The sequence below is a fragment of the Pedobacter sp. D749 genome (assembly GCF_019317285.1).
Classification (GTDB): Bacteria; Bacteroidota; Bacteroidia; order Sphingobacteriales; family Sphingobacteriaceae; genus Pedobacter.
In genome coordinates this window covers 4,339,292-4,363,567 of record NZ_CP079218.1, presented here as the reverse complement: position 1 = coordinate 4,363,567, position 24,276 = coordinate 4,339,292, and the positions used below count along the sequence as shown (strand labels likewise).

The following is a 24,276-nucleotide window of genomic DNA, read 5'->3' as shown; positions in this document are numbered from 1 at the left end:
GAAGACTCTGACCCGTAGTGAGTGAAAAGCCACGTATTGAAATAAATTCAGTATGAAATATTGTGAATAGCCAAAATTCTATATTTTTACGGCTTAAACATTTCGATTTGAAACCCAGACGCCCACTCATCTTTTTTTATGGCCTTTTTGCTGTTGTATTCTCCTCCTGCTCAATAGCCAAACATGTGGAGGTTAAGCAACATGAAACCAGTATTTCGTCTATAAAGTTTCTGGATGAATACATTATGCCCTTAAATCCGATTTTCCAAAATACGGTTGTTGGTGGTTTGTCGGGGATTGATTATGATGCAAAAAAGAACCAGTATTATCTGATCAGTGATGATCCGTCGCAATTTAGTCCGGCAAGGATTTACACTGCACAGATTGATCTCAAAGAAAATAAAATCGATACCATCAGAATTACAGGAGTTACGTACCTCTTACAGGAAAACGGGAAACAATATCCCAAATATGGCACGGATAAAAGTGTAAAGCCAGATGGAGAATCCGTCCGTTATAATCCGGTTACCAAACAATTGATCTGGAGCAGCGAAGGGGAGAGGTTGTTTAAAAACGGTGATACTACCATTGTTCAACCCGGTTTAACTTTTATTTCTACCACCGGAAAATTTTTAGATACCATTCCAATACCTAAGGGTTTTCACTTTACTAAAACAGAGAGCGGCCCACGAAAAAATGCATTGTTTGAAGGCTTAACTTATGCTGATCAGTACAAAACATTATATGCCAGCTTAGAAGAGCCACTTTACCAGGATGGCCCTCAAGCTGCTTTTGAATATGATAAAGCCTTAACCCGGATTTTAAAGTTTGATGTAGGAACTAAAAAGAATATCGCCCAATATGCTTATAACCTGGGCGCATTGCCAGTTAAACCTACTGTTGAAAACGATTGGAATGTAAATGGGATTTCTGAAATACTAGCCATTAACAATCATACACTTTTGGTTATGGAAAGGGCCTGGGCAAAAGGGCACGATGACCATGCTTTTTTAAAACTTTACCTGGTTGATTTGAATGATGCAGAAAATGAGATTGATAATGCATCTTTCCTTAAAAATCCACCAAAACCACTTAGCAAAAAACTACTTTTCGATTTTGATACCTTAAACAGGCACATCGATAATTTTGAAGGAGTAACTTTTGGTCCAAAACTTGCAAACGGACACCATTCTTTAATATTTTGTGTAGATAATAATTTTGGAAAATCGCAGGTGCAGCAGTTTTTCCTTTTCGAGATCATCCCATAAACTAATTTCAGTTAAAAATTTATAATGCGTAAAATAAAAGCCCTGCTTTTCGATTTAGATGGTACATTAATTGATTCGGAGAAATTTCATTTCGATTGTTGGAATACATTTTTATGTCCCTATAATGTGAATATCGAATTTAAAGATTGGTTAAGCAATTATGCGGGGATTCCGCTGCCGAAAAATGCAAAAACGATTATAGACCGGTATAAAATCAAAGAAGAGTTAGAAGACTTTATCAATAAAAGAGAAAAGATAACTTTTGATGGTTTTAGAACGACTGATATTGAATTAATGCCGTATGCCTTAGAATTTATTCAATTTGCCTATGAAAAAGGGCTTACACTTGCTGTGGTTACGGCTAGTCCGAAAATTGATGTTGAAGCTGTTTTTGAACGAAATGGTTTGGCTAAATATTTCAGTTTGTTTATTACCAGAACAGATGTTAGCAAATCAAAACCTGATCCCGAAAGTTACAACCTTTGTGTAGAGCGCTTAGGTGTAGAAAAAGAAGAATGCATCGTTTTTGAAGATACCGTGAATGGAGTAAAATCTGCTCTTGCAGCGGGCATAACCTGTTACGCCATTCAGAACAATGTACAGGCACACCAAAAACTAAAAATTGCTGATGAGCTTTTCCTCAGTTTTGCAAATGCCAAAGAATTTATGCAGAAGAGGGAATTGATTTAGTTCTTGAAAATTAACTAGCTTAGCATAAAGCAAAAGAACTTAATATGGTAAAAAAAGGATTATGGATTTTATTTGCAACTTTCGCGTTGCTAATTGGGCTCTATCCAATGATTTACTTTTTGATCGATAGAAAATTTGGCTTATTAAATTCAAAGACGGTTGAGTTGTTAAGCAATACTTTCTGGAACATTGGTTTTTATACGCATATCATTTTTGGAGGAATAGCTTTATTAATCGGTTGGACACAATTCAGTTCGAAAATGCGAAACAGGCGAATGGCATTACACCGAAAACTGGGTAAGGTTTATGTGGTTGCTGTGCTGCTTAGTGCATTAGCTGGTATTTATATTGGTTTTTTTGCAACAGGTGGATGGATTTCATCCGCTGGATTTATTTGTTTAGGTATCATTTGGTTTTACACTACTTTAAAAGCTTATTTACATATTAAAGAAGGAGAAGTTGAAAAACATCAAAAGATGATGATTTATAGTTATGCCGCTTGTTTTGCTGCGGTAACATTAAGAATCTGGCTACCAATTTTGACCATTATTTATGGTGATTTTTCAAAAGCTTATCTGGTGGTTGCCTGGCTGTGCTGGATTCCAAATTTGATTGTTGGTTATTTAATTATCAGAAAAACCGCTCATCAATAAGTTGTTTTGGTACTCCATCCTCTGAATAATTTAGTTTATGCTGTCAGCCCAAGAGATTTTAGTCAGTGTCGGAACATTTTCATCTCATGATTTGCTTCTTTTTGAAGAAAAAGTCCTGCGAAAAATAGTTAAGAAAAACGATGTGGTATTGGGCCAGGGTGAGATTTGCCAATCTGTCTATTTCATCCTGTCCGGATCTTTTGTTCAATTTCTGTCTGATTATGAAACTGAGAAAATCATTGATCTTCACTTACCCAATGAATGGATGTTTAATCACCCGAGTTTGATAGGACAAATACCATCAGGCACTACGATTAAAGCTTTTGAGGATGCGGAGGTCATTGAATTGAGCTTAATCAACCTGCACGAGTTGATAGCCAGGTCGCAGTCTTTCTTAAGCCTGGGTAGAGTTTTTGATCAAGCTCATCACCGGACTTACCTTTTTGATAATGCATTAAGCCCTGTTCAAAAATATAATTATATAAAAAATGCAAAGCCGCTCATTGTACAGGTTTTTCCGGTTAAAATGATTGCTTCCTATCTCAAAATAACTCCCGAAACACTAAGCAGGGTTAGAGCGAACTATTGAATTTCATGATTTCGATCAAGTGCTGCTTTTGAGGAAATTCCTCATTTTTGAAATAAAAAAATATGCTAACAGAAATCAATCCGAAACTTCCAATGCGTGATAAAGAAATCACCAGAGATTTTTATGTGAATAAATTAGGCTTTAAAGATATTGGGGTCGACAATTTTAAGGATTACCTCATGGTGCAAAAAGATCATGTTCAGATTCACTTTTTTTTATTCGAAACACTTGACCCGAAAGAAAACTATGGTCAGGTTTATATCCGTACAGATGATATAGAGGGTTTATACAAATGGATGCTGGATACTAAACAAAGCATTCATCCGAATGGGCATTTGCAAACAAAACCATGGGGGCAAAAGGAATTTGCTATGCTCGATCCGGATTGCAATTTACTCACTTTTGGGCAATCGGTTTAAGAGGGGGTATTAGTTTCATTGGGTTAGATTAAACATTTTATCCTTTTAAAGTAAAATGTTTGTCTATGCTAGACAGCCTATAGACTTCTGAACTTTTAAAGAATATCCTATTGAGCCTTATATTGAACCATGAGCTAATGTTATAAGCCATAACTGATAAACAAATGACTAATAAGCAATTTCTATAGCCTAATCGACTTTCAGCTTTCCGCCTTTTTTCCCTACATTTGGCTAATCAAAATTCTCAAGAAATTATGCAATACGATGTCGTTGTTATCGGTTCAGGGCCGGGCGGTTATGTAGGCGCAATCCGTTGTGCTCAGTTAGGTTTAAAAACTGCAGTAGTAGAAAAATATAAAACTTTTGGAGGTACTTGCTTAAACGTTGGTTGTATCCCATCTAAAGCTTTGTTAGATTCATCAGAGCATTTTCATAATGCTGCTCATACATTTACTACTCACGGTATCGATTTAAAAAGCCTTAAAGTAAATATGCCACAAATGATCGCCCGTAAAGACGATGTTGTTGCACAAAATACGGCCGGTATTACTTATTTGTTCAAGAAAAATAAAATCGATTCTTATGAAGGCGTTGGTTCATTTGTAGATAAAAACACAGTTTTAATCACGAAGGCTGATGGTTCTACGGAGACCTTAACCGCTAAAAATGTAATCATTGCTACGGGTTCTAAGCCTACAGCCTTGCCATTTTTGCCAGTTGATAAAAAACGTATCATTACTTCAACAGAGGCTTTAAATATTAAAGAAGTTCCAAAGTCGATGGTTGTAATTGGTGGCGGTGTTATTGGTTTGGAGTTAGGTTCTGTTTACGCCCGTTTAGGCACAAAAGTTTCAGTAATTGAGTTTTTGCCATCCATCATTGCCACAATGGATGCAAGTTTAGGTAAAGAACTTCAACGCGTATTGAAGAAAAACCTGGGCATGGAATTCTTTATGAATCATAAAGTTACCGGTGCTACAAATAATGGTAAAACAGTAACGGTTACTGCAGAAAATGCGAAAGGTGAAGCCGTAAATTTCGACGCGGATTATTGCATCGTGGCTGTTGGCCGTACGGCATATACCGAAGGTTTGGGTTTAGATAAAATAGGAATCACAGTAGAAGAAAGAGGAAAAAAAGTCCCTGTAAATGAGCATTTAGAGACTTCGGTTGATGGTGTTTACGCCATTGGAGATGTAATTACCGGTGCAATGTTAGCGCACAAAGCCGAAGATGAAGGTACTTATGTGGCAGAAACCATCGCAGGACAAAAACCACATATCAACTATAACTTAATTCCGGGGGTTGTTTATACCTGGCCTGAAGTTGCATCTGTTGGTTTAACAGAAGAGCAACTGAAAGAAAAAGGAACTAAATATAAAGCAGGATCTTTCCCTTTCAAAGCCAGCGGACGTGCGAAAGCAAGTATGGATACTGATGGTTTCATTAAAGTTTTGGCTGATGCTTCAACTGATGAGGTTTTAGGTGTACATATGATTGGCCCGCGTGCTGCGGATATGATTGCTGAAGCTGTTATTGCAATGGAGTTCCGCGCATCTGCAGAAGATATTGCACGTACCTGCCATGCGCACCCAACTTATACCGAAGCCTTAAAAGAAGCTGCACTTGCGGCAACTGATAACAGAGCGATACATATTTAATTATTATCCAACCATCATACTGAACTTGTTTCAGTAGCTGATTGGTAAACATATATTATTAATCCCGGTATTTATATCGGGATTTTTTTTGTTGTCAACTTTACCAGGCCTTTCGCTGTTAAGTAGGCATCTCTTTGCATATAATTCATTTCTATAAACAAAGAATAAAAACTAAGCCCTATATTGCGCTACAAAATAAAACTTTAGGGGTGCCTTCAAATAAGTTGGCTGAGAATATACCCATTTTGAGGTTAAAGGTAGAAGGTAAAAAGGTAGAGGGTAATGCCCTTTAGCCTTAAATCCCTCCAGCCTTCAATCTCAAATGAACTTGATCCGGATCATGCCGGCGTAGGAAATTAGTTTGTCTGCAATAATTGCATAAAATGCCTCTGCATTTGAAGACTCCTGAAGTTGTACAACAAAAATGAAGTCTTAGCAATGAATTATATTCATGTATTAACAATAGCCGGCTCAGATAGTGGGGGCGGGGCTGGTATTCAGGCCGATTTGAAGACCTTTTCGGCCCTGGGCTGTTTTGGTACATCGGTAATTACGGCGGTAACTGCACAGAATACGCTAGGGGTGCGTTCAGTACATGGTATTCCCGCGGAAATGATTAAAGATCAGTTACAGGCTGTATTGGATGATATAGTGCCAGTGGCCATTAAAATTGGGATGATTAACCGTGCCGAAGTGGTACAGGTGATTGAAAAAGAACTAAAAGCTTACAATCAATCTGTTCCTGTTATTTTAGATCCGGTAATGGTCGCTACCAGCGGTCACCGCTTAATCGAACCTGATACCGTTAACCAATTGGTAGAAAAATTATTCCCCATCGTTAGTTTGGTTACACCAAATATAGATGAGGCCATAATCCTTTCGGGACAAGAAATCAATAACCTCGATGATATGATTGCGGCAGGGGAGAAAATCATCGAAAAAGGAGCAAATGCTGTGCTGATTAAAGGAGGACATTTAACAGGGCCAGTGATTTATGATGTTTTTATTTATGGAAAAGATGCACCTATTGTATTGGAAAGTGCTTTTATTGCTTCTAAAAATCTACACGGAACGGGTTGCACACTTTCTTCAGCTATAGCTGCCGAAATGGCGAAGGGCAACAATTTATTATCCGCAATTAAAAATGCAAAAAACTACATCAGCCAGGCCTTACAAACTGGTAGTGAAGTAAAAACAGGTGAAGGTAATGGGCCGTTAAACCACTTTTTCGAACCTTTAAAATTAATTATCCAATGAAGTGGAGCGACGATGCCTGGGAACGGGTTAAACCTATCTATAATAAAATTTTAACCATGCCCTTTAATACGGAGCTGAGCAATGGTACCTTACCAAAAGAAAAATTTATCTTCTATTTAGCACAGGATGCCTATTACCTTTTAGAATTTGGGCGGACGTTAAGCGCCATTAGTGGGCGTATGCAAAATGCAGATTCGGTAATGGCTTTTGCCGGGTTTTCTACAGGTGCTATTTTTGCCGAGCGTAGTTTGCACGAAAGTTACTTTATAGAATTTGGTTTGGCAAAAGAAGTGAAACCTACTCCATCTACACTTTTGTACACCAATTATATTCTTAGTCAGGCTGCGTATGCCAATGTAGAAATAGCAGTAGCGGCTGTTTTGCCATGCTTTTGGATTTATAAAGCAGTAGGCGATCATATTTTCGCACAACAGACCAACGATCAAAATCCCTATAAAAGATGGATTGATATGTATGCCGGAATCGAATTTGCTGCTGCAGTAGAACAAGCAATTGATATTACAAATCAACTGGCAGCACAGGCCAATGCCGCAACTCAACAAAAAATGCTGGATGTTTTCGAAATGGCGACCCGCTTAGAATGGATGTTTTGGGACAGTGCATATGAACTCGAAAAATGGAAAGTCTAATATTTTAACCCTGTGTGGTGCAAATATTTTGATATAAAGTCAAAAAATAGTCGGTATTTCCAATAGATTTAAAGAACTTTGTAGTTTAATCTATAATTTAAAACATCATTTTGGAAGAAAGTACGCAAGAACAGGAAATTATAAGCAAACAAGAAGACAAACCTGTAATAGCACAAAGCTCTCCAAAACAAGTCCGTTTAGCCATATCAGCCTTTTACTTTATGCAAGGGGTCTGTTTTGCAAGTTGGGCAAGTAGGATTCCAACTTTTAAAGCTTTAATGGGTTTAAACGATGCAGAATTAGGCTCTATCCTTTTTGCATTGCCTGCAGGACAGATCATTACCATGTTTTTTTCTGCAAAACTGACCACACATTTTGGCAGTAAGAAAATGCTCATGGCAACTGCTCCATTATATGCAATTGCCTTAACTTTTTTAGCATTAGCCACCACTGGTTGGCAATTGGCTGCTTTTTTGGTTTTATTTGGGATCACTGGTAATCTTTGTAACATCGCTTTAAATACACAGGGTGTTGCCGGCGAAAACTATTACGGCAAACCCATTATGAGTTCTTTTCATGGCGCCTGGAGTATGGGGAATTTAACCGGTGCATTAATTGCGCTCGGTTTGGTTAACCTAAAATTAGGCATGTATACCCATTTCTGGATTATTGCTCTGATATCTTTAACCAATGTAACTCTTAACTGGAAAAAGTTGCTAAACTATAATAAACCAGATGCCGTGATGGAGAAGACCAGGTTTTTTACCATGCCACAAGGTATTTTAGTGTTATTGGGGGTTATTGCATTTTGTAGTATGGCTACAGAAGGTACAATGTTCGATTGGAGCGCTATTTATTTCGAAGATGTGGTAAAGTTGCCTCATAATAGGGCTATCATTGGTTATGCATCGTTCATGTTTATGATGGCAAGCGGAAGGTTTTTGGGTGTATATTTGATCGGTAAATTTGGACGGAAAAACCTGTTGCAGATCAGTGGTGCCATTATATCCATAGGTATGGCACTTGCCGTAATATTCCCGAATCTGATTGTTGCCATTTTTGGCTTTATGCTTATTGGTCTTGGTGTTTCTAGTATTGTACCCATGGTATATAGCATAGCGGGCAACAATAAAAAAGTACCTGCTGGTAAAGCCATAACCATGGTTTCGAGTATTGGTTATTTTGCTTTTTTGTTTGGCCCACCATTAATTGGTTATGTTTCGCAATTATCCAGCCTGCGTTATTCTTTCGGGATTATTTCAGTATTTGGTTTGTTAATAACTTTCCTTATAACAAAAATGAAGGAGATAAACTAGACTGTAATCGGCTTAACAATTTGAATGGATTAACAGAGAAATAAAATAGGGCTTTCATTTTTAAATAACAATGTATTCATTATTTGGAGCGCGCTGCTTGTGCATAGTAGAAGGCTCCTTCCCGTTTTACGCTTGTACGCTTCGCTTCCTCGTGCCTCGTTGCTGCAGGGTACCGCTTCAACCGGGGCTAATTGGCCAAAACGGTGTTTCATTTTCAGGGTTGCAGGGTGCAGAAACCTTTGTTTCTAAACCCGACTGGAGCGAATACGAAGTGCAACGGAGTAAAGCATAAGGCGGGACCGTTGCACTCCAATAACCACAGGCCAATCATTTCCTAATTTTAAAACAATCATTTTCATTTGGAGCGCACGACGTTTACCTAAATAAGTTAGTAAGGGAATATGGAAATGCTTAGTAAGCTATTCTTTCTTCACCAATCCATGTTCCTTCAGTGTGGCAACTGCGAGCTCGATCAGCCTCAAGTTTTCTTCCAGATGCCCGTGTTGCACTTCTACATTAATATAAGGAATATTATTTTGCATGGCATAAACTGAAAGGGAGCCATCATTGGAAACAAATTTAGATTGAAGAATTACATTCACATTGGCCTTTTTTAAGCTACTGAATAATCTTGGCTCGGTTACGTAAATCAGATCATCACCATCCATCTGGAAGTTGATGTAAACAGAATCAGCGGTGCTGGCTAAATCGTAACCTGGTAAATAAGAAGAAATACCAAAACCACCATCGGCATTGTTATGGAGGGTTAAAAAATAACCAGTGGCTTTTGGATCGTAAAAATCGACAATTTGTTTGCCTGCATTAAGTATTACTTTTTCTGCTTCGTTAGAGCTGAAAAAATCTTTTTTTAATCTTGTTTTTACACCTATTTCGGTATAAATAGCGTTAGGGTCTATACGATATTGATCATCCATATAGGTAAAATAATAATCTCTTACACCACCATATTGACTATCGATGAGTTCGCCGCCACTCCAACGGATATAATCAAATCCTGCTTTTACACCAGTATCTTCATTGTCATGTACGACTAAAAATTTAATACCATTAGGTTTGTAACTGTATTTTACCAGGGTGATATCTAAGTTTGATACCTTAACAAAGCTCGAATCTGTAGTCATGGCCTGGAAAACAGGAGGGTGTTGAGCTTTAAGCAGAAAAGTGAAGCAACTGAGAAAAAGGCTAAGAATGATTTTGAACATAATCCCTAATATACAATGTTGTTGCATAATTTGTTTGGATACGGTATTGTAGAATTATCTGCGCATGAAAACTTCTAAGTATTGGGTGGTAAAAGATAAAGTGGTTCGTAGAGTCACAAATTTATGGCGAGGTATTGGATTGGCAAAATTTTCCGTGTCTCTGCGTTTCCGTGGCAAAAAAGAAATGGTGCGTGAGGACACGAACCATGGCGGCGTTACGTTTGAAACTCCACAAAAAAGCCCCGATTTGGGATCGGGGCTAAATTGATTGTTAATATGGATGTTTATTAATGTTTTAGATCTACATCATATTCAAGTACATCTTTATGATCGTATGGTTCTACCATTAGCTCATCAATCGTTTTTCCTTTTTTGTTGAAACCTAGTTTCTCCAATATAATATCGAAAATTAAGTAAACAACTGGCACAACGATCAAGGTTAAGAATAGCGAACTGGTTAATCCACCAACAATAACCCATGCCAAACCGTTTTTCCATTCAGCACCTGCACCACTTGCCAATGCAATAGGAAGCATACCAAAGATCATGGCGATCGTAGTCATCAAAATTGGACGTAAACGTGCATGGTTAGCTAAGATTAACGCTTCTATGGTGGGTTTACCTTCTGCCTTCATATGGTTGGTAAAATCGACCAGAATGATTGCATTCTTCGCCACCAATCCCATTAGCATAATAAAACCTAAAATAGTAAAGATACCGATAGAGTTATTAGTTAAGGCTAGTGCTAAGAAAGCTCCAATTAAAGCCAGTGGTAGCGAGAACATCACCACAAATGGATAAACAAAACTATCATAAAGCGCAACCATAATCAGGTAAACCAAAATAATCGAGGCCAATAAAGCAATACCTAAGGTACCGAAACCTTCACTCTGGTTTTCCTGATCTCCAGCCCAGGTATAACTTACACCAATTGGTGCTTTTAGCTTACCATTTTTTTGCATTTCCTGAAGTTTCGTTTGAAACTCAGCAACCACGGTTCCTGTTGGCCTACCGATTGATTGTGCCTGAACGGATACCGAAGTAGATTTGTTTAAACGCTCTAGCTGACTTGGTCCTGAACCTTCGGTAATGGTTGCAAATTGCGATAGCTTAATCTGTTTGCCATCAGCATTTACAAAAATGAGGTTACGCACATCGTCAATATTTTTTCTGTTAAAATCCTGATATTGAATGTTGATGTCATATTCGTATTCACCTTTTCTGTATTTACCGTCGGTGTTGCCTGCAAAAGCGGTTTGCATGGTAGAACCTACAGTTTGTAGCGTTAGGCCAACTGCCGACATCTTATCGCGGTCTACCTGAACGTTAATCTCTGGCGTTCCTTTTTCTACCGATAATTTAATCTCTGTTGCTCCTGGAATTGTTTTAAGTAGCTTTTGAGCACCTTCTGCATATTTTAAAGCACTATCCAGGTTAGAGCCCATTACCACCAAACTGATAGGTGCATTTTCTGCAATACCCAAAATACTAATCGGTACCGTTTTAACTTTCGCACCAACAAGTTCTTTTGCTAAAGCACGGCTCATTTTTGTTGCGAAAATATCTGAAGACATGCCTTTGCGTTTATCACGCTCTACCAGCTTAACATTTATTTCTGATTTGTATGCTGTTGCCTGGGTTCCTCCAAAGTCACCACTGGCCTGACCAACTGTTGTAATTAACTGTACAATTTCTGGCTGTTTATCTAAGTAAGCTTCTGCTCTTTGGGTGAAGAAGTTGGTTTGTTCTAAAGGAGCATCCTTAGGTAATTCAATTTGAATCAGGAACTCACCTTTGTCTGATTTAGGGAAAAACTCCGATCCGATAAAACCTGCTCCAGCCAACCACATTGCCGCAATAAATAATACTACTACCGCTGCAATGGTACGTCTTTTATGATTTAAAGACCATGTTAAGATGCTGGTAATCCAGATCGTAAATTTCTTAAGCTGTTTCTCAAACCAAAGGATAAAACGGCCGAATATGTTTTTGCCTTCTATATGCTCTAACTTTCCAAAACGTGAGAAAAGTAATGGAACAATGGTAAATGAAGCCACTAACGATAGCAATGTTGCAATGATTACCACTACACAAAACTGACGTAAGATGTTAGATACCAAACCAGAACTGATTGCAATAGGGAAGAATACCACCACAATTACCAGAGTAATCGATACTACGGTAAATCCAATTTCTCTTGTTGCATCAGAAGCTGCCCTTACTTTGTTTTTACCCATCTCCATGTGTCGCTGGATATTTTCCAGTACCACAATCGCATCATCCACCAGGATACCTACCACGAGGGAAAGTCCAAGTAACGACATTAAATTCAGCGTAAAACCAAATAAGTTGATACCAATAAATGTTGCAATTAATGATGCTGGGATTGATACCATTACAATTAACGCATTACGTAAACTGTGCAGGAAGAAAAGCATTACAAAGGCCACCAAAACAACTGCCAGGATTAAATCGTGGATAACGGCATCTGCAGATTCTAAAGTAAAAATCGAGCTATCATTAACAATTTTAATATCAAGGTTGTTGGCTTTATATTCATCCTTAAGTTTAGCAATAATGGCATGGGTACCTTTACTCACCTCTACCGCATTTGCATCACTTTGTTTAATGATCTGAATTGCAATAGATGCTTTACGATCAACACGTGCCAGTTTTTCGGTTTCTTTTTTCGAATCCTGAACATCTGCTACATCGCCTAAACGAATTTGCGCACCATCTTTCGAGGTGGTTAAAACCAGATTTCTTAATTCTTCAATGCTTCTGTATTTACCTGATAAACGAATTAAAACATCCTGATTTTGTGTTTTAACACTTCCGGTAGGGAAATCTAAGTTTGAAGTTAAAATCAGTTGCTGAACCTGTGGAACAGAAAGGTTATAGCCCTGTAATTTATCAGCATCTAATGAAACCTGAATTTCACGTTCCGAACCGCCGATTAAATTTACCTGAGCAACACCCGTTACCCTCGAAATTACCGGGGCTATACGTTTATCAATTAAATCGTAAAAAGTAATATCATCCATATTTGCCGAAGCTGTCATGGTGATTACCGGTAAATCATCTAACGAGAATTTACTTAACGATGGTGTTTTTACATCCTCTGGCAATTGAGAAAGAATGGCATTTACCTTACGTTGAGCATCATTCATTGAGATATCGATGTTGGCCTTATCTGTTAAGGTGATGGTAACTGTTGATAAACTCTCAAATGATACAGAGTTGATCTTTTTAATATTTTCCATCGATGATACCGCATCCTCAATTTTTTTGGTTACGGTATTTTCAACCTCATTTGGCGATGCACCAGGGTAGATGGTTGAAATAGATACTACGTTGTTAGAGAATTTTGGAAGTAATTCATAACCCAACGAAAAGTAACTTAGTAGCCCAAGCAAGGTAAGTGCGGTAAACACCACAATAACCAGCGAAGGCCTTTTTATAGATATGTCTGTTATCTTCATTTTAATTAGTATTGCGTTTTGCGATTGATGTACCGCGTTTTAAAAGCCGAAAAATCTCTCTAACTTATTTTACGATACTTACTGCAGTACCTTCAGCTAAATTAATCTGACCGCTGGTAATTACAGTTTCACCTTCTTTTAAGCCATCAAGAATTTCAACATTATCTCCTAAAATACGGCCTGCTACAACATTGCGGATTTTAGCAGTATTGCTAGCTTTATCCAATACGAAAACCTGGTTGCTGCTTACACTGCCCACAAATGATGTGCGTGGAATAAGGATGCTAGGCGCTTGTTTAGGGAACTTAAATATTGCAGTTCCGTACATACCGGCTTTTAAAGTGTTTTTATGGCTGTTCTCTACTTCAATTTCAATAGGGAAGTTTAGGGTTGCATCAGCTTTAGCAGCAATGAAAGTTACTTTACCAGAGAAATTATCAGTTGGGAAAACCGAAGATTTGATCTCGATCTGATCGCCGATTTTAAGGTTGGCAACCTGGGATTCGTTAACGTTTACTTTCAGCTTTAATTTGGAAACATCAACTAACTCAAACAATTGTGTACCCTGGGTATTTACGAAAGCACCAACTTCGATGTATCTTTTGTTTACAATGCCGTTAATTGGCGATTTAATGTTTGCGTCACTTAGTCTTCTTTGCGAAGCCTGTAAACGCAATTTTGCATTTCTCGTGGCCAATTTAGCCTGATCTAACTGTTGTTGTGTAACGCCACCAGTTGAGAATGAACTTTGGTATCTGGCCTCATCTCTTACTGCATTCTGGTAGGTCGCTTCAGCAGTTTCCCTATCTGTATTGATGATTTCAGCGTCAACGCGGGCTAAAACCTGTCCCTTACTTACGCGGTCGCCTTCATCTACATAAATAGCCTTAACACGACCAGCATTTTCTGATAAGAAGTTAAGTTCTTGTTTAGGGATAAAGTTTCCGTTTGCACTGAAATCTAAATTTACAGCTTTACGCTCTACCTGAGCAACACGAACGGCAACGGCACCACCACCTTTAGCAATGAAAGCAGTTTTTTCTTCGTTCTTCTTTTTATTGTTACTTAAAACATAAGCTATTGCACCAAGTGCAACAACAACTACGATGATTATGGTAATTACTCTTTTCATTTCTATTGTACTAGCGATTTAATATTTCCGTTTGATTTGATTAATTGTATTTCGGCGATTTTATAATTTAATAAAGCCTGTGTATAGCTGTTTTGTGCCGATGTAAGCGCATTTTCCGTGTCCAAAAGATCGGTTAATGAAGCTAAACCATTATTATAGTTATTTTGGGTGCTTGTGTAAATTTCCTGAGCTAAATCAGCATTTTTACGCTGCGATTTTATAGTATTGATGTTGTTGCGCAATTGAATCTTTGCATTTTCATAGGCAAGGTTTAAAGAGTTTACAGATTCTTTTCTGCTTTCTTTTGCTTTTCTGATATCAACATCTGCCTGGCGGATTTTCGAGCGTGTTAAAAAGCCATTGAAAATAGGAATTTTTAAGGTTAAGCCAATTGCTGATGCCCCGTAACCAATTGCTGCTGCATTAGATTTTAAAAAGTCGAAACTATCGCTCTGACTGGAGTAAGTATAATTGCCCGTTAAAGCCAGCGATGGATAATATTCGGCAACATAGGCTTTTCTTTGCAGCGATAAAAGTTTATCCTGGTTATCCAAAAGTTTTACCTCAGTTCTGTTCGCCAAATCAATAGAATCTGTAAAAACAGGTAAAGTAGTTACTTCAGTTAATTCGGTATCAGGTAAACTGATCGGTGTAGAAACCGGCATCCCCATCGAAAATTTTAACTGATTTTCCAATTGGGTAATCGCATTAATCACCTGTTCACGTTGGGTGTTCAGGTTGGTTAAATTAACATTAATCCTGTCTACATCGATTTTTCTGGCCAAACCGTTTTTATATTGGTTTGAAACAATTTTCTCTACAATGTTAACATTTTTAATGTTCGTATCAATTACGTTTAGCTGCTGTCTGTTTACCAAAACCTGGTAATAATTGTTGGCAACCAATTCGATAATCTGCTCTTCTGTGTATTGCGAAGTAAGGTTGTAATATTCCTCGCTGGAACGTGCAGCTTGCAGGCCGGTAAAAACCTGTTGGTTAAACAATTGCTGCGAAAGCTGAACACCTGCAGTCGAATTCCAGTTCTGACCTAATTTAATTGCCTGTGTTTGGCCGCCAAAGTTAGCAACCAATTGGCCGATAATTGGGTTATAGGTTAAGCCTACGTTTCCTGTAAGCTGAGGTAAGGCCTGAGCCCTAACTTCTTCTACCTTATACCGCCCGCCTTCAATATCCAGTTTCGCATTCCGAACCTTGGTGTTGTTTTGGAGCGCAAAGGTGAGCGCATCTTTTAAGGTAATTTGCTGCTGAGCAACTACCAACTGCGGTAAAGCCGAGCCGATAATAAGTATGAGCATTAATTTTACCATTTTTACTCTAAGCATAATGTATTGTTTTTTTGTTTTTGGGTTCTTCTCTGTTTTTTCAGCCTTGTTAATTTTAGGCTGTTTATTGATGCTAACGTCACGCTTTTAGTCTACACACCTTAAACCTCTTATAAATATGGTTGTCAGATTTTTTTGCTTTAACGTCATTTTATTTAATGCTTTTTTTTCGGGGAAAAGGTCCTTGCCGGTTTCCATAATACACATGGTACAAAGGCCCATCAAACTTTCCAGGTATAATTCGGCAACATGCGCTGTATCATCATGCTCAATTTCTCCTTTTGATTTAGCCTGGCTAAAAATCTCTGCGAAAAATTCCTTTTCCGATTCTTTTAGCGAATGCAGTTTGCCTTTAATCACCTCATCGTTTAATAAATCCGGAATGCCCTCCGTAATGCGGAGCATGTAATATTTTTGGAAAAATGTGTTCCGCACATCAATGGTATTAAAAAGAATTTCCTGGACAGGCAAATCAGGGTTGTATTTCTTTTTAATCAATTCAAAGAAATCGTTAAAGACTCTTTCGATGACTCCCACAATCAAATGCTTTTTATCCGGAAAATAATAATAAAGAGATGGTTTCGATACGGATAGATCTTCTGCAATATCATTCATCGTGGTTTTACCAATACCAAAATGGATAAAGCGTTTTATAGCACCATCAATAATTTGCTCTCTCTTTTTATCAGCTACAATCATTTTACTTTTCTACTTTCTGACTTTTTTAATATTTTAGTCAAAAATAGTGCTAAAAAATGATTTGTCATGAAAAGTTTGTTAAAAACAATATTAAGCTTACAGTGTAATGACATAATTTTGCATCTTTGACTGTTTATATCTTTAAAAACCAATAATTTAGAAAAATTGTCTGTATTCATTAACATCCTTATTTTACTATTTACCATTATTTTTATGGAGTGTTTATCGTGGTTTATACACAAGTATTTATTCCATGGGCCACTCTGGTTTATGCATAAAAGCCATCACCAAAAGGCAAAATCATTTTTTGAATGGAACGATCTGTTTGCGGTGTTATTTGCCGGACTATCACTTTATTTAATGTACGTCGATCGGGATGGCTTTGGCTACCGGTTTTTTGTGGGCTTAGGCATTACTTTATATGGCCTGATTTATTTTGTAGTGCATGATTGGTTTGTACACCGTCGTTTTAAAACCTTTAAAAGTAATAATGCTTATTTGCAGGCTGTCCGGAAGGCACACAAAATTCATCATAAAAACAGGAGTAAAGAGAAGGGAAAGGCTTTTGGATTGTTGTTTGTGCGGAAAGCAGTATTAAAAAGCTAAATTATACTAAATGAAAAATTATTATCAGTTCATTCTTCTTGTAATTATTTCTTCAACCTTATATTCTTGTGGCAAAAAGACGAATAAAGACCGCGCCATTGCACTTGTGGAATCGAAATACGAAACCAGTAACCAGGATTTGAATTTTGACGGTTCAAAATTGGACAGTCTGTACAATATTTCTCCCCAGGCTTATGCCGATAGTATCAAAAAGGGAAACGAGTTGGATATTACCCTGGCTGAATTAGAAAGCCAGATTGAGCATTTGAGTCAGGCAGAGTCGGATAGCGTAGGGTTAATCAGTGCCAGATTAACTAAAGAGCGATACCATTTGTTGGAGTTGGCTAAAACTAAACCTGCTTTTATTGGCTGGAAACTTTCTGGTGTAGCTGTAGCCGGAGATAAGCCTGAAATTTTAAGCTTTAATTTTGATAAGGAGATTACCAAAATCGTTCCTTAATTATTTTTTATTTTACTTTTGCAGCATAACCCAAAATCAATATGCTTCAAATCCAGGAAAATATTTCTCTAAAACCATATAACTCATTTGGTATAGATGTTAAGGCTAGTTATTTTGCTGAGATATCCTCTGAAGCAGATCTGGTTAGTTTATTTAAAAACGAGCTTGTAAAATCTCAGCAGCTGTTAGTGATAGGCGGAGGTAGCAATGTATTATTTACAAAGGATTACGATGGTTTAGTGATTAAAATCAGCATCAAGGGCATCCAATCTAAAGTTATTGATAATAAAGTTTTGGTAACTGCTGGTGCGGGTGAGGTTTGGAACGATTTTGTAAACTATTGTGTTGAACATCATTTTGCGGGGGTAGAAAATTTAAGCCTGATTCCGGGTACAGTTGGTGCTTCGCCCATACAGAATATTGGTGCTTATGGCGTAGAGTTGAAAGACGTTTTCGAAAGCTGTATCGCATTTGAAATTAAAACCGGAAAAATGAAAACCTTCGGTTATGCCGATTGTCATTTCGGCTATCGTGAAAGTCTCTTCAAAGGCGAGTTGAAGGGGCAGTATATTATTATATCTGTTACTTTCCGTTTGTCTTCCGAGGCAAAAATTAATACTTCTTACGGTGCAATTGAAACCGAACTGTTGAACAGGGGAATCGAAAATCCAAATATTGCAGATGTTTCGTCTGCTGTATCGCATATCCGTGTGAGTAAACTGCCCGATCCATCAACTATTGGTAACGCTGGTAGTTTCTTCAAAAATCCGGTGATCGAAAAACATGAATTTGCAGATATTGTGGCTAAACACCCCGATGTGGTGCATTATCCTACAGCTGATGATAAAATTAAACTGGCGGCAGGCTGGTTAATTGAACAGTGTGGCTGGAAGGGTAAAGTAGTTGGGCAAACAGGTACCTGGAAAAACCAGGCTTTGGTTTTAGTTAACCACGGGCACGCAACTGGTACAGAAGTGTATAATTTTTCTGAACAAATAATAGACAGTGTAAAGACTACTTTTGGAGTCGCTTTAGAAAGAGAAGTAAATATTCTGTGACGAAGGCTGACTATTAGGTAGTTGGACGCTTTTAACACCGTGCCAGAAAAGTTTGGTATTAAGTTTGTTTGAGTTTAAGCGAATGAACAATAATTGATTTGTTTTTAATCTCCTAAAGCTAAATATCATGACAAAATTTGAATTCAATCATCTGGTTAATCATCACTCGGTATCACTTAGATCTTATGCTTTAAATTTTACGAAAGACGCAGAAGACGCAAATGATTTGGTTCAGGATACGATGCTGAAAGCGATCACTTATTACAATAAGTTTAAAGAGGGTACGAATTTAAAAGGCTGGTTGTTTACCATCATGAAAAATACTTTCATTAACAACTATCGCCGACTAGTTAAAACAAATACTTTAATTACGCAGAGCGAAGACATCTCTTCTGCAAACCTTTCATATAGTGCAACCAAAAATCAGGCAGAAAGTAAATTTGTTTTAGGCGATATTGATAAAGCATTATCTCAATTACCTGAAGAATATTATGTGCCGTTTATCCGCTATTTTGAAGGTTATAAATACCATGAAATTGCAGATATGTTAGAAATTCCAATTGGAACAGTTAAAACACGTATCCATGTAGCAAGAGGTATATTAAAAAAATACCTTAAAACTTACTCAAAAGAAATTGCCAGTGTAGAATTGGTTTAAGATACATCTATTGAAAAACCAGGGGCTCAGATTTATCTGGGCCTTTTTTATTATCACTTCAAAAAGAAACGTCATCTCGACTGAAGCGCAGCGGAATGGAGAGATCTATCCTAACAGATTTAGTTTTGCTGAGTGCTACGTTGCTCTCGACTGCGTTGCATTTCGCTCGAACTGACGGGTATAGGAAGCGTTGCAATAAATTTGAAACTCAGTGATGAAGCCTGAACTTTTGAGCAAAGTTTTCCAAAATACCCTAAAAAGCAAAAGGCCTGGAAAATCCAGGCCTTTTTACTTATCATATATTTGGTTAGTTGATTCTTATTTTTTCTTTCAACAAATTGCCTTCTCTCTTATTTCGAAACAAATGCAAACCTCAAGTGATTATGTGTTTTGAAGCGTTATTGCAGTGTTTTTGTTTTGTGGTTATAAAGATAGGGGAAATTTTAAATTTGTCAAGCTTTTTTTAACTTTTTTTTTATTTCTTTTGCTACCACTTGTCCGGAGATGATTGCAGGTGGCACTCCGGGGCCTGGAACGGTTAATTGTCCGGTATATAAAAAATTTGTTACTTTACTTTTCATTTTGGGTTTTAAGAAAGCAGTTTGTTTCAAAGTGTTTGCTAATCCATACGCATTTCCTTTAAAAGCGTGGTAATCTTCAACAAAATCGTTCATGGCGTAACTCCGTTTAAACAGAATGTTACCACTAATGTCGTTTCCGGTTAAATTTTTGAAGCGGTTTAACAATAAATTAAAATATTCTTCCCTTTTGCTTTCGCTATCTTTTAAATCGGGTGCAAGCGGAACCAAAAAGAAAAGGTTTTCGCAACCCTCTGGCGCTACGCCCGGGTCGGTAACCGATGGACAGCAGGCATAAAACAATGGTTTTGTTGGCCATTGTGGATTGCTGTAGATTTCTTCAGCATGTTGATCAAAATTCTCATCGAAGAATAAATTATGGTGCAATATATTGTCTAGTTTTTTATCTAGGCCGATATAGAATAATAGACAGGAAGGCGCCATTGTTCTCTCCTCCCAATACTTTTTACTGTAATTACGGTAAGGTTGTTCAAAAAGATGTTGATCGATGTGCTGATAATCTGCATTACCCACTACAAAATCGCTTTTAAAATTTCCTTTATCCGTAATTACGTATTCTGCAAGGTTGTTTTTTACTTCAATTTTGGTTACTTCTGTATCGAAAATAAATTTCACACCCTGCTCTTCGGCAATTTTCTGCATGGCATTCACAATTTTGTGCATGCCGCCCATAGGGTACCAGGTACCTAAAACAAGATCGGCATAGTTCATTAAACTATACAGCGCAGGTGTGTTCTGTGGTGTGGCACCTAAAAATAGGACTGGGAATTCTAACAGTTTCCTTAAACGCTCGTTTTTGAACAACTGGTGTACGTGCTTGCGCATATTGCCCAAAAGCTGCAGTTTGATTCCGCTAACAGCTAAACGTGGGTCGAAATATTCCATTACACTATGCGAGGGCTTGAAAACATATTCGTTCATGCCTACATCGTATTTATACTTCGCCTGATCGAGGAAATGTTTTAGGTTGTCGCTGCTGCCGGGCTCTAATTTTTCAAATAAAGCATATAGGTCATCTAATGTTGCTGGAACATCAATAGTATCACTTTTACCAAAATAAATGCGGTAAGAAGGATTTAGCCTTTTCAGTTCATAAAAATCGGACGCTGCTTTATCAAAGATCTGGTAGTAGTTTTCGAAAACATCTGGCATCCAATACCAGCTCGGCCCCATGTCAAACAGAAAGCCATCTTTTTCCCAGGTTCTGGCCCTGCCACCGGCCATTTCGTTCTTTTCTATAACAGTAACATCACAACCATCTTTGGCCAATAAAGCTGCCGCAGCCAAGCCTGCAAAACCGGCACCTATGATGGTAACTGTGGTTTTTTTCTCCATGATGTAAATAAAGGAATTTTATTGGGTTTTGTTTTGGTTTTTTGTCATTCTGTATTTGCCATTCTGAACGCAGTGAAGAATCTTTCTTTTGTAGTAGTAGTAATATTATGTAACCTTGATTGATCGTTTAAGTGTTGTATTTCATAGGTTGTAGATCCTTTGCGCCACAGGATGACAGTGGAAGCAAAAGCGCTTAGCTTTTCTTACCTTTGCCCATAACCATGATTAAAATACGCATTATATTTTTACTGCTCTTTGCAGCAAGCCATGTTACTTATGCTCAGTTATCCACTAAAGAAATTGCGATATTAAAAATTAATATGGTTAAGGCGGTGGAAAACCCAAAGCTAACCGACTCGTTATTTGCCAACTTGAACAAACTACCTAATAAAACAGCCCTGATAACCGGCTACACCGGAACCCTGGAGGCGCTCAAAGCCAAACATTCCTGGAATCCGTATAACAAGATCAAGTATGTGAGCCAATCGCTAAAAACAATGCAAAAAGCTATAGATATGGACAAGGAAAATCTGGAGATCCGTTTTATGCGGTTTTCAATTGAATTTTATACACCTTCCTTTCTCGGTTTCAGTAAAGATTTGGTTCAGGATAAAAAAGAGATCGTTAAACATTATCAAAATGAAAACTTTGGTCTTGCCGATCGTGAACTGGTTAAAAACGTAGCTAAATTTATGATAGACAGTAAAAAATGCAGTTCTGCTGAAGTTAAAATTTTGACCAAACACCTTTAGAATGAAGTATATCTATTTACTTATTAATATTGCTGTAATTTTTTTTCCACTGGTTTTATCATTCGATAAAAAGGTTCATTTTTTTAGCAAATGGAAGTTTGTATTTCCCGCAATATTGCTTACTGGTATTATATTTTTAATTTGGGATATCCTGTTTACCAAGCTTGCGGTATGGTCTTTTAATCCTGATTACCTTATTGGGGTAAACTTTTTGGGGCTACCTTTAGAAGAAATTCTATTCTTTTTAACGGTTCCTTATGCCTGTGTGTTTATTTACGAATGTCTGAATGCTTATTTTCCAAAAAACGAACTGCAGAAGTATAGCTTCGCAATAAGTAATCTGTTCCTGGGGCTTTGTGTGGCCATTTTATTTTTTGGTTATAACAGGTGGTATACGCTGATCAATTTTGGCTTTTTATTTATAGTACTGGCTTATGTAGAGTATGTAAATGTCGATTTTCGGTTTATGTACAAGTTCTACAGGGCTTACCTGATTTCGCTTATTCCTTTCTATATTGTAAATGGATTTTTAACTTCTATACCTGTGGTGATGTACAACGATAAGCAAAATCTTGGTTTTAGAGTGGGGACCATTCCTTTCGAAGACCATTTTTATTTAATGGGACTATTATTGATGAATATCTACCTGTACGAAGTTTTTAAAAGTAAGGGCGATAAAAGCCAGGCGTAAGATAAGATTGTATTTTTTTGGAAAACAAATATTCAGTAGTTCTTGGCTGGGTTTAGTCCCGCTTTTCATTCCAAGTCCTCGCTGCGCTGTGGGCTTTCCATTGCAATCGGGTTTATTAACGAGGTTTCTGCACACTGCAATAGCAAAAATGAAATGCTGTCGTAGCCAACTAGCCCCGGTTGAAGCCGATACCCTGCAGCAACGAGGTACGAGGCAGCGAAGCGTATAAGCGTAAACGGGAACACACTTATTGCTTTGTACAAGCATTGCGCTCCAAAATATGAAAATTGATTTATGAATATTGGGACAGAGAACTTTGCATTGACTTTTTGCATTAAAAATAATAGCTACTAACCATATAAGACATTAAAGAAAACATAATCTTATATGCTTAAAAAGCTTTTTGATTATCTTCAGCCCGAAATTAATTTAAATGGATTTACCCAGCTATACCAAACAACAACTTGCTTTGCGCAACGGACAGGACAAACCTCAGATTTGGGTGGCTTATAAAGGTTTGATCTACGATATGACCGATAGCAGGCTGTGGCGGAACGGTAAACATTATGAGCACTGGGCCGGACAAGATTTAACTGACGAGCTGCCTGATGCACCGCACACCGAAGCTGTTTTTGAAAAATTTGTTCCGATAGCAATATTGGCTACACTAAGTTGATTTTTGTTGGTGTAGATTTAACGTTACAATTAAGATATGTCATGTTGAGCCTGTCGAACAACTCGTGTTAAGTCCTTCGACAGGCTCAGGATGACAATTAATTTATGTTAAACTTCTATAGTGAAAGCACTTAAGCTTACAAATTCTTGTATTCTCGCTGCAACTTCCTCATCGGTTAAATTTAATAACTTTTCTGTTCCAAATTTCTCTACACAGAAAGAAGCCAGTGCAGAACCGTAAATGATTGCATTTTTCATGTTATTGAAGTTGATTGTGCCCACCTTAGCCAAATAACCGATAAAACCTCCTGCGAAGGTATCGCCAGCACCTGTAGGATCAAATACTTCTGCCAAAGGCAAGGCTGGGGCTGAGAAAATCTGATCTTCATGGAATAATAATGCGCCATGCTCACCTTTTTTAATGATCAAATATTTTGGACCCATGGTAAGGATTTTCTTCGCTGCTTTTACCAATGAATATTCGCCCGACAACTGACGTGCTTCGGCATCATTGATGGTTAATACATCTACCATTTTAATGGTTTCCAATAAATCATCCATCATAATATCCATCCAAAAGTTCATGGTGTCCATTACGATTAATTTCGGGCGGTTTTTAAGACGTTTAATTACCGTTTGCTGCACCTGTGGGGTTAGGTTGCCTAACATCAGGTATTCGCAGTCCTGATAACTCTCTGGGATAATCGGGTCGAAATTTTCCAATACATTCAATTCCGTAATTAAAGTATCGCGGCTGTTCATGTCGTTGTGGTATTTACCTGACCAGAAAAATGATTTTTCACCTGTTTTAACCTGTAGTCCTTCGGTATCAATACCGTGTTTGGTTAAGATGTCGATGTCTGATTGATGAAAGTCATCCCCCACTACCGCTACAATTTTTGCTTTATTATAAAAGTAAGAAGCGGCTAAACTTGCGTACGTTGCAGCACCACCAACAATTTTATCTGTTTTTCCGAATGGAGTTTCAATAGCATCAAAAGCTACAGTACCTATGATTATCAGGCTCATATATATGTATTAATTTTTTTTTAAAATTTTT

The 24,276-nt window shown here is 37.6% G+C and carries 23 protein-coding genes; 16 read left to right on the top strand and 7 right to left on the bottom strand.

Annotation, left to right across the window (positions count from 1 at the left end; all coding sequences use genetic code 11):
* The first annotated feature begins 107 nt into the window (after positions 1-107).
* The 9 genes from KYH19_RS17635 to KYH19_RS17595 all read left to right on the top strand — a co-directional run bounded on the left by KYH19_RS17635 (position 108) and on the right by KYH19_RS17595 (position 8,503).
* A complete protein-coding gene (locus tag KYH19_RS17635) occupies positions 108-1,268 on the top strand; it encodes an esterase-like activity of phytase family protein (protein ID WP_219076060.1) in 1,161 nt (386 codons plus the stop codon).
* A 24-nt stretch (positions 1,269-1,292) separates the two neighbouring features.
* Entirely contained in the window at positions 1,293-1,958 is a 666-nt protein-coding gene (locus tag KYH19_RS17630; RefSeq protein WP_219076059.1) for an HAD family phosphatase, read from the top strand.
* Positions 1,959-2,002: 44 nt separating this feature from the next.
* Positions 2,003-2,611 carry a DUF2306 domain-containing protein gene (locus tag KYH19_RS17625; RefSeq protein WP_219076058.1) on the top strand — a complete coding sequence of 203 codons (609 nt, stop codon included), beginning with the start codon at positions 2,003-2,005 and terminating at the stop codon, positions 2,609-2,611.
* A gap of 37 nt (positions 2,612-2,648) precedes the next feature.
* The gene (locus KYH19_RS17620; protein WP_219076057.1) at positions 2,649-3,200 is read left to right on the top strand and encodes a Crp/Fnr family transcriptional regulator; all 552 of its coding nucleotides are present in this window, start codon (positions 2,649-2,651) and stop codon (positions 3,198-3,200) included.
* 62 nt (positions 3,201-3,262) lie between these two features.
* On the top strand, positions 3,263-3,619 hold the full coding sequence (locus KYH19_RS17615) for a VOC family protein (protein WP_219076056.1): 357 nt from the start codon (positions 3,263-3,265) through the stop codon (positions 3,617-3,619).
* A gap of 254 nt (positions 3,620-3,873) precedes the next feature.
* Positions 3,874-5,280 carry a dihydrolipoyl dehydrogenase gene (gene lpdA, locus KYH19_RS17610; protein ID WP_219076055.1) on the top strand — a complete coding sequence of 469 codons (1,407 nt, stop codon included), beginning with the start codon at positions 3,874-3,876 and terminating at the stop codon, positions 5,278-5,280.
* A gap of 438 nt (positions 5,281-5,718) precedes the next feature.
* Complete coding sequence (gene thiD, locus KYH19_RS17605) at positions 5,719-6,537, top strand: bifunctional hydroxymethylpyrimidine kinase/phosphomethylpyrimidine kinase (protein WP_219076054.1); 819 nt, start codon at positions 5,719-5,721, stop codon at positions 6,535-6,537.
* A complete protein-coding gene (locus KYH19_RS17600) occupies positions 6,534-7,187 on the top strand; it encodes a TenA family protein (RefSeq protein ID WP_219076053.1) in 654 nt (217 codons plus the stop codon). Before thiD ends, KYH19_RS17600 begins: the two co-directional genes overlap by 4 nt.
* A 110-nt stretch (positions 7,188-7,297) precedes the next feature.
* Entirely contained in the window at positions 7,298-8,503 is a 1,206-nt protein-coding gene (locus KYH19_RS17595; protein ID WP_219076052.1) for an MFS transporter, read from the top strand.
* Positions 8,504-8,922: 419 nt separating this feature from the next.
* On the opposite strand, the gene KYH19_RS17590 is transcribed toward KYH19_RS17595, so the two are convergent.
* The 5 genes from KYH19_RS17590 to KYH19_RS17570 all read right to left on the bottom strand — a co-directional run bounded on the left by KYH19_RS17590 (position 8,923) and on the right by KYH19_RS17570 (position 16,382).
* Positions 8,923-9,726, bottom strand: coding sequence for a hypothetical protein (locus KYH19_RS17590; protein WP_219076051.1), 804 nt, complete (start codon positions 9,724-9,726; stop codon positions 8,923-8,925).
* Positions 9,727-10,013: 287 nt separating this feature from the next.
* Positions 10,014-13,208, bottom strand: coding sequence for an efflux RND transporter permease subunit (locus KYH19_RS17585; RefSeq protein ID WP_132399049.1), 3,195 nt, complete (start codon positions 13,206-13,208; stop codon positions 10,014-10,016).
* A 64-nt stretch (positions 13,209-13,272) separates the two neighbouring features.
* Positions 13,273-14,340 (bottom strand): efflux RND transporter periplasmic adaptor subunit, encoded by a 1,068-nt coding sequence (locus KYH19_RS17580; RefSeq protein WP_219076050.1) that lies wholly within the window; start codon positions 14,338-14,340, stop codon positions 13,273-13,275.
* Between the two features lie 2 nt (positions 14,341-14,342).
* Entirely contained in the window at positions 14,343-15,683 is a 1,341-nt protein-coding gene (locus KYH19_RS17575) for a TolC family protein (RefSeq protein WP_193421024.1), read from the bottom strand.
* Positions 15,684-15,770: 87 nt separating this feature from the next.
* Positions 15,771-16,382 (bottom strand): TetR/AcrR family transcriptional regulator, encoded by a 612-nt coding sequence (locus KYH19_RS17570; protein ID WP_121284165.1) that lies wholly within the window; start codon positions 16,380-16,382, stop codon positions 15,771-15,773.
* Positions 16,383-16,547: 165 nt separating this feature from the next.
* Here KYH19_RS17570 and KYH19_RS17565 point away from each other — a divergent pair, with 165 nt between their 5' ends.
* The 4 genes from KYH19_RS17565 to KYH19_RS17550 all read left to right on the top strand — a co-directional run bounded on the left by KYH19_RS17565 (position 16,548) and on the right by KYH19_RS17550 (position 19,164).
* Positions 16,548-16,988: a sterol desaturase family protein gene (locus KYH19_RS17565; RefSeq protein ID WP_370630251.1), complete on the top strand. Its 441-nt coding sequence runs from the start codon at positions 16,548-16,550 to the stop codon at positions 16,986-16,988.
* Between the two features lie 10 nt (positions 16,989-16,998).
* On the top strand, positions 16,999-17,448 hold the full coding sequence (locus KYH19_RS17560; protein WP_219076048.1) for a hypothetical protein: 450 nt from the start codon (positions 16,999-17,001) through the stop codon (positions 17,446-17,448).
* 41 nt (positions 17,449-17,489) lie between these two features.
* Positions 17,490-18,506, top strand: coding sequence for a UDP-N-acetylmuramate dehydrogenase (gene murB / locus KYH19_RS17555; protein WP_219076047.1), 1,017 nt, complete (start codon positions 17,490-17,492; stop codon positions 18,504-18,506).
* A 127-nt stretch (positions 18,507-18,633) separates the two neighbouring features.
* Positions 18,634-19,164: an RNA polymerase sigma factor gene (locus tag KYH19_RS17550; RefSeq protein ID WP_121284155.1), complete on the top strand. Its 531-nt coding sequence runs from the start codon at positions 18,634-18,636 to the stop codon at positions 19,162-19,164.
* A 452-nt stretch (positions 19,165-19,616) separates the two neighbouring features.
* On the opposite strand, the gene KYH19_RS17545 is transcribed toward KYH19_RS17550, so the two are convergent.
* Positions 19,617-21,098 (bottom strand): NAD(P)/FAD-dependent oxidoreductase, encoded by a 1,482-nt coding sequence (locus tag KYH19_RS17545; RefSeq protein ID WP_219076046.1) that lies wholly within the window; start codon positions 21,096-21,098, stop codon positions 19,617-19,619.
* Positions 21,099-21,319: 221 nt separating this feature from the next.
* On the opposite strand from KYH19_RS17545, the gene KYH19_RS17540 reads away from it, so the two are divergent.
* The 3 genes from KYH19_RS17540 (at position 21,320) to KYH19_RS17530 (ending at position 23,217) form a co-directional block, all read left to right on the top strand.
* Complete coding sequence (locus KYH19_RS17540; RefSeq protein ID WP_219076045.1) at positions 21,320-21,850, top strand: hypothetical protein; 531 nt, start codon at positions 21,320-21,322, stop codon at positions 21,848-21,850.
* A 1-nt stretch (position 21,851) separates the two neighbouring features.
* A complete protein-coding gene (locus tag KYH19_RS17535) occupies positions 21,852-22,541 on the top strand; it encodes a lycopene cyclase domain-containing protein (protein WP_219076044.1) in 690 nt (229 codons plus the stop codon).
* Between the two features lie 433 nt (positions 22,542-22,974).
* On the top strand, positions 22,975-23,217 hold the full coding sequence (locus tag KYH19_RS17530; RefSeq protein WP_132399067.1) for a cytochrome b5 domain-containing protein: 243 nt from the start codon (positions 22,975-22,977) through the stop codon (positions 23,215-23,217).
* A gap of 107 nt (positions 23,218-23,324) precedes the next feature.
* On the opposite strand, the gene KYH19_RS17525 is transcribed toward KYH19_RS17530, so the two are convergent.
* Positions 23,325-24,245, bottom strand: coding sequence for a PfkB family carbohydrate kinase (locus KYH19_RS17525; protein WP_219076043.1), 921 nt, complete (start codon positions 24,243-24,245; stop codon positions 23,325-23,327).
* Positions 24,246-24,276: the final 31 nt, after the last annotated feature.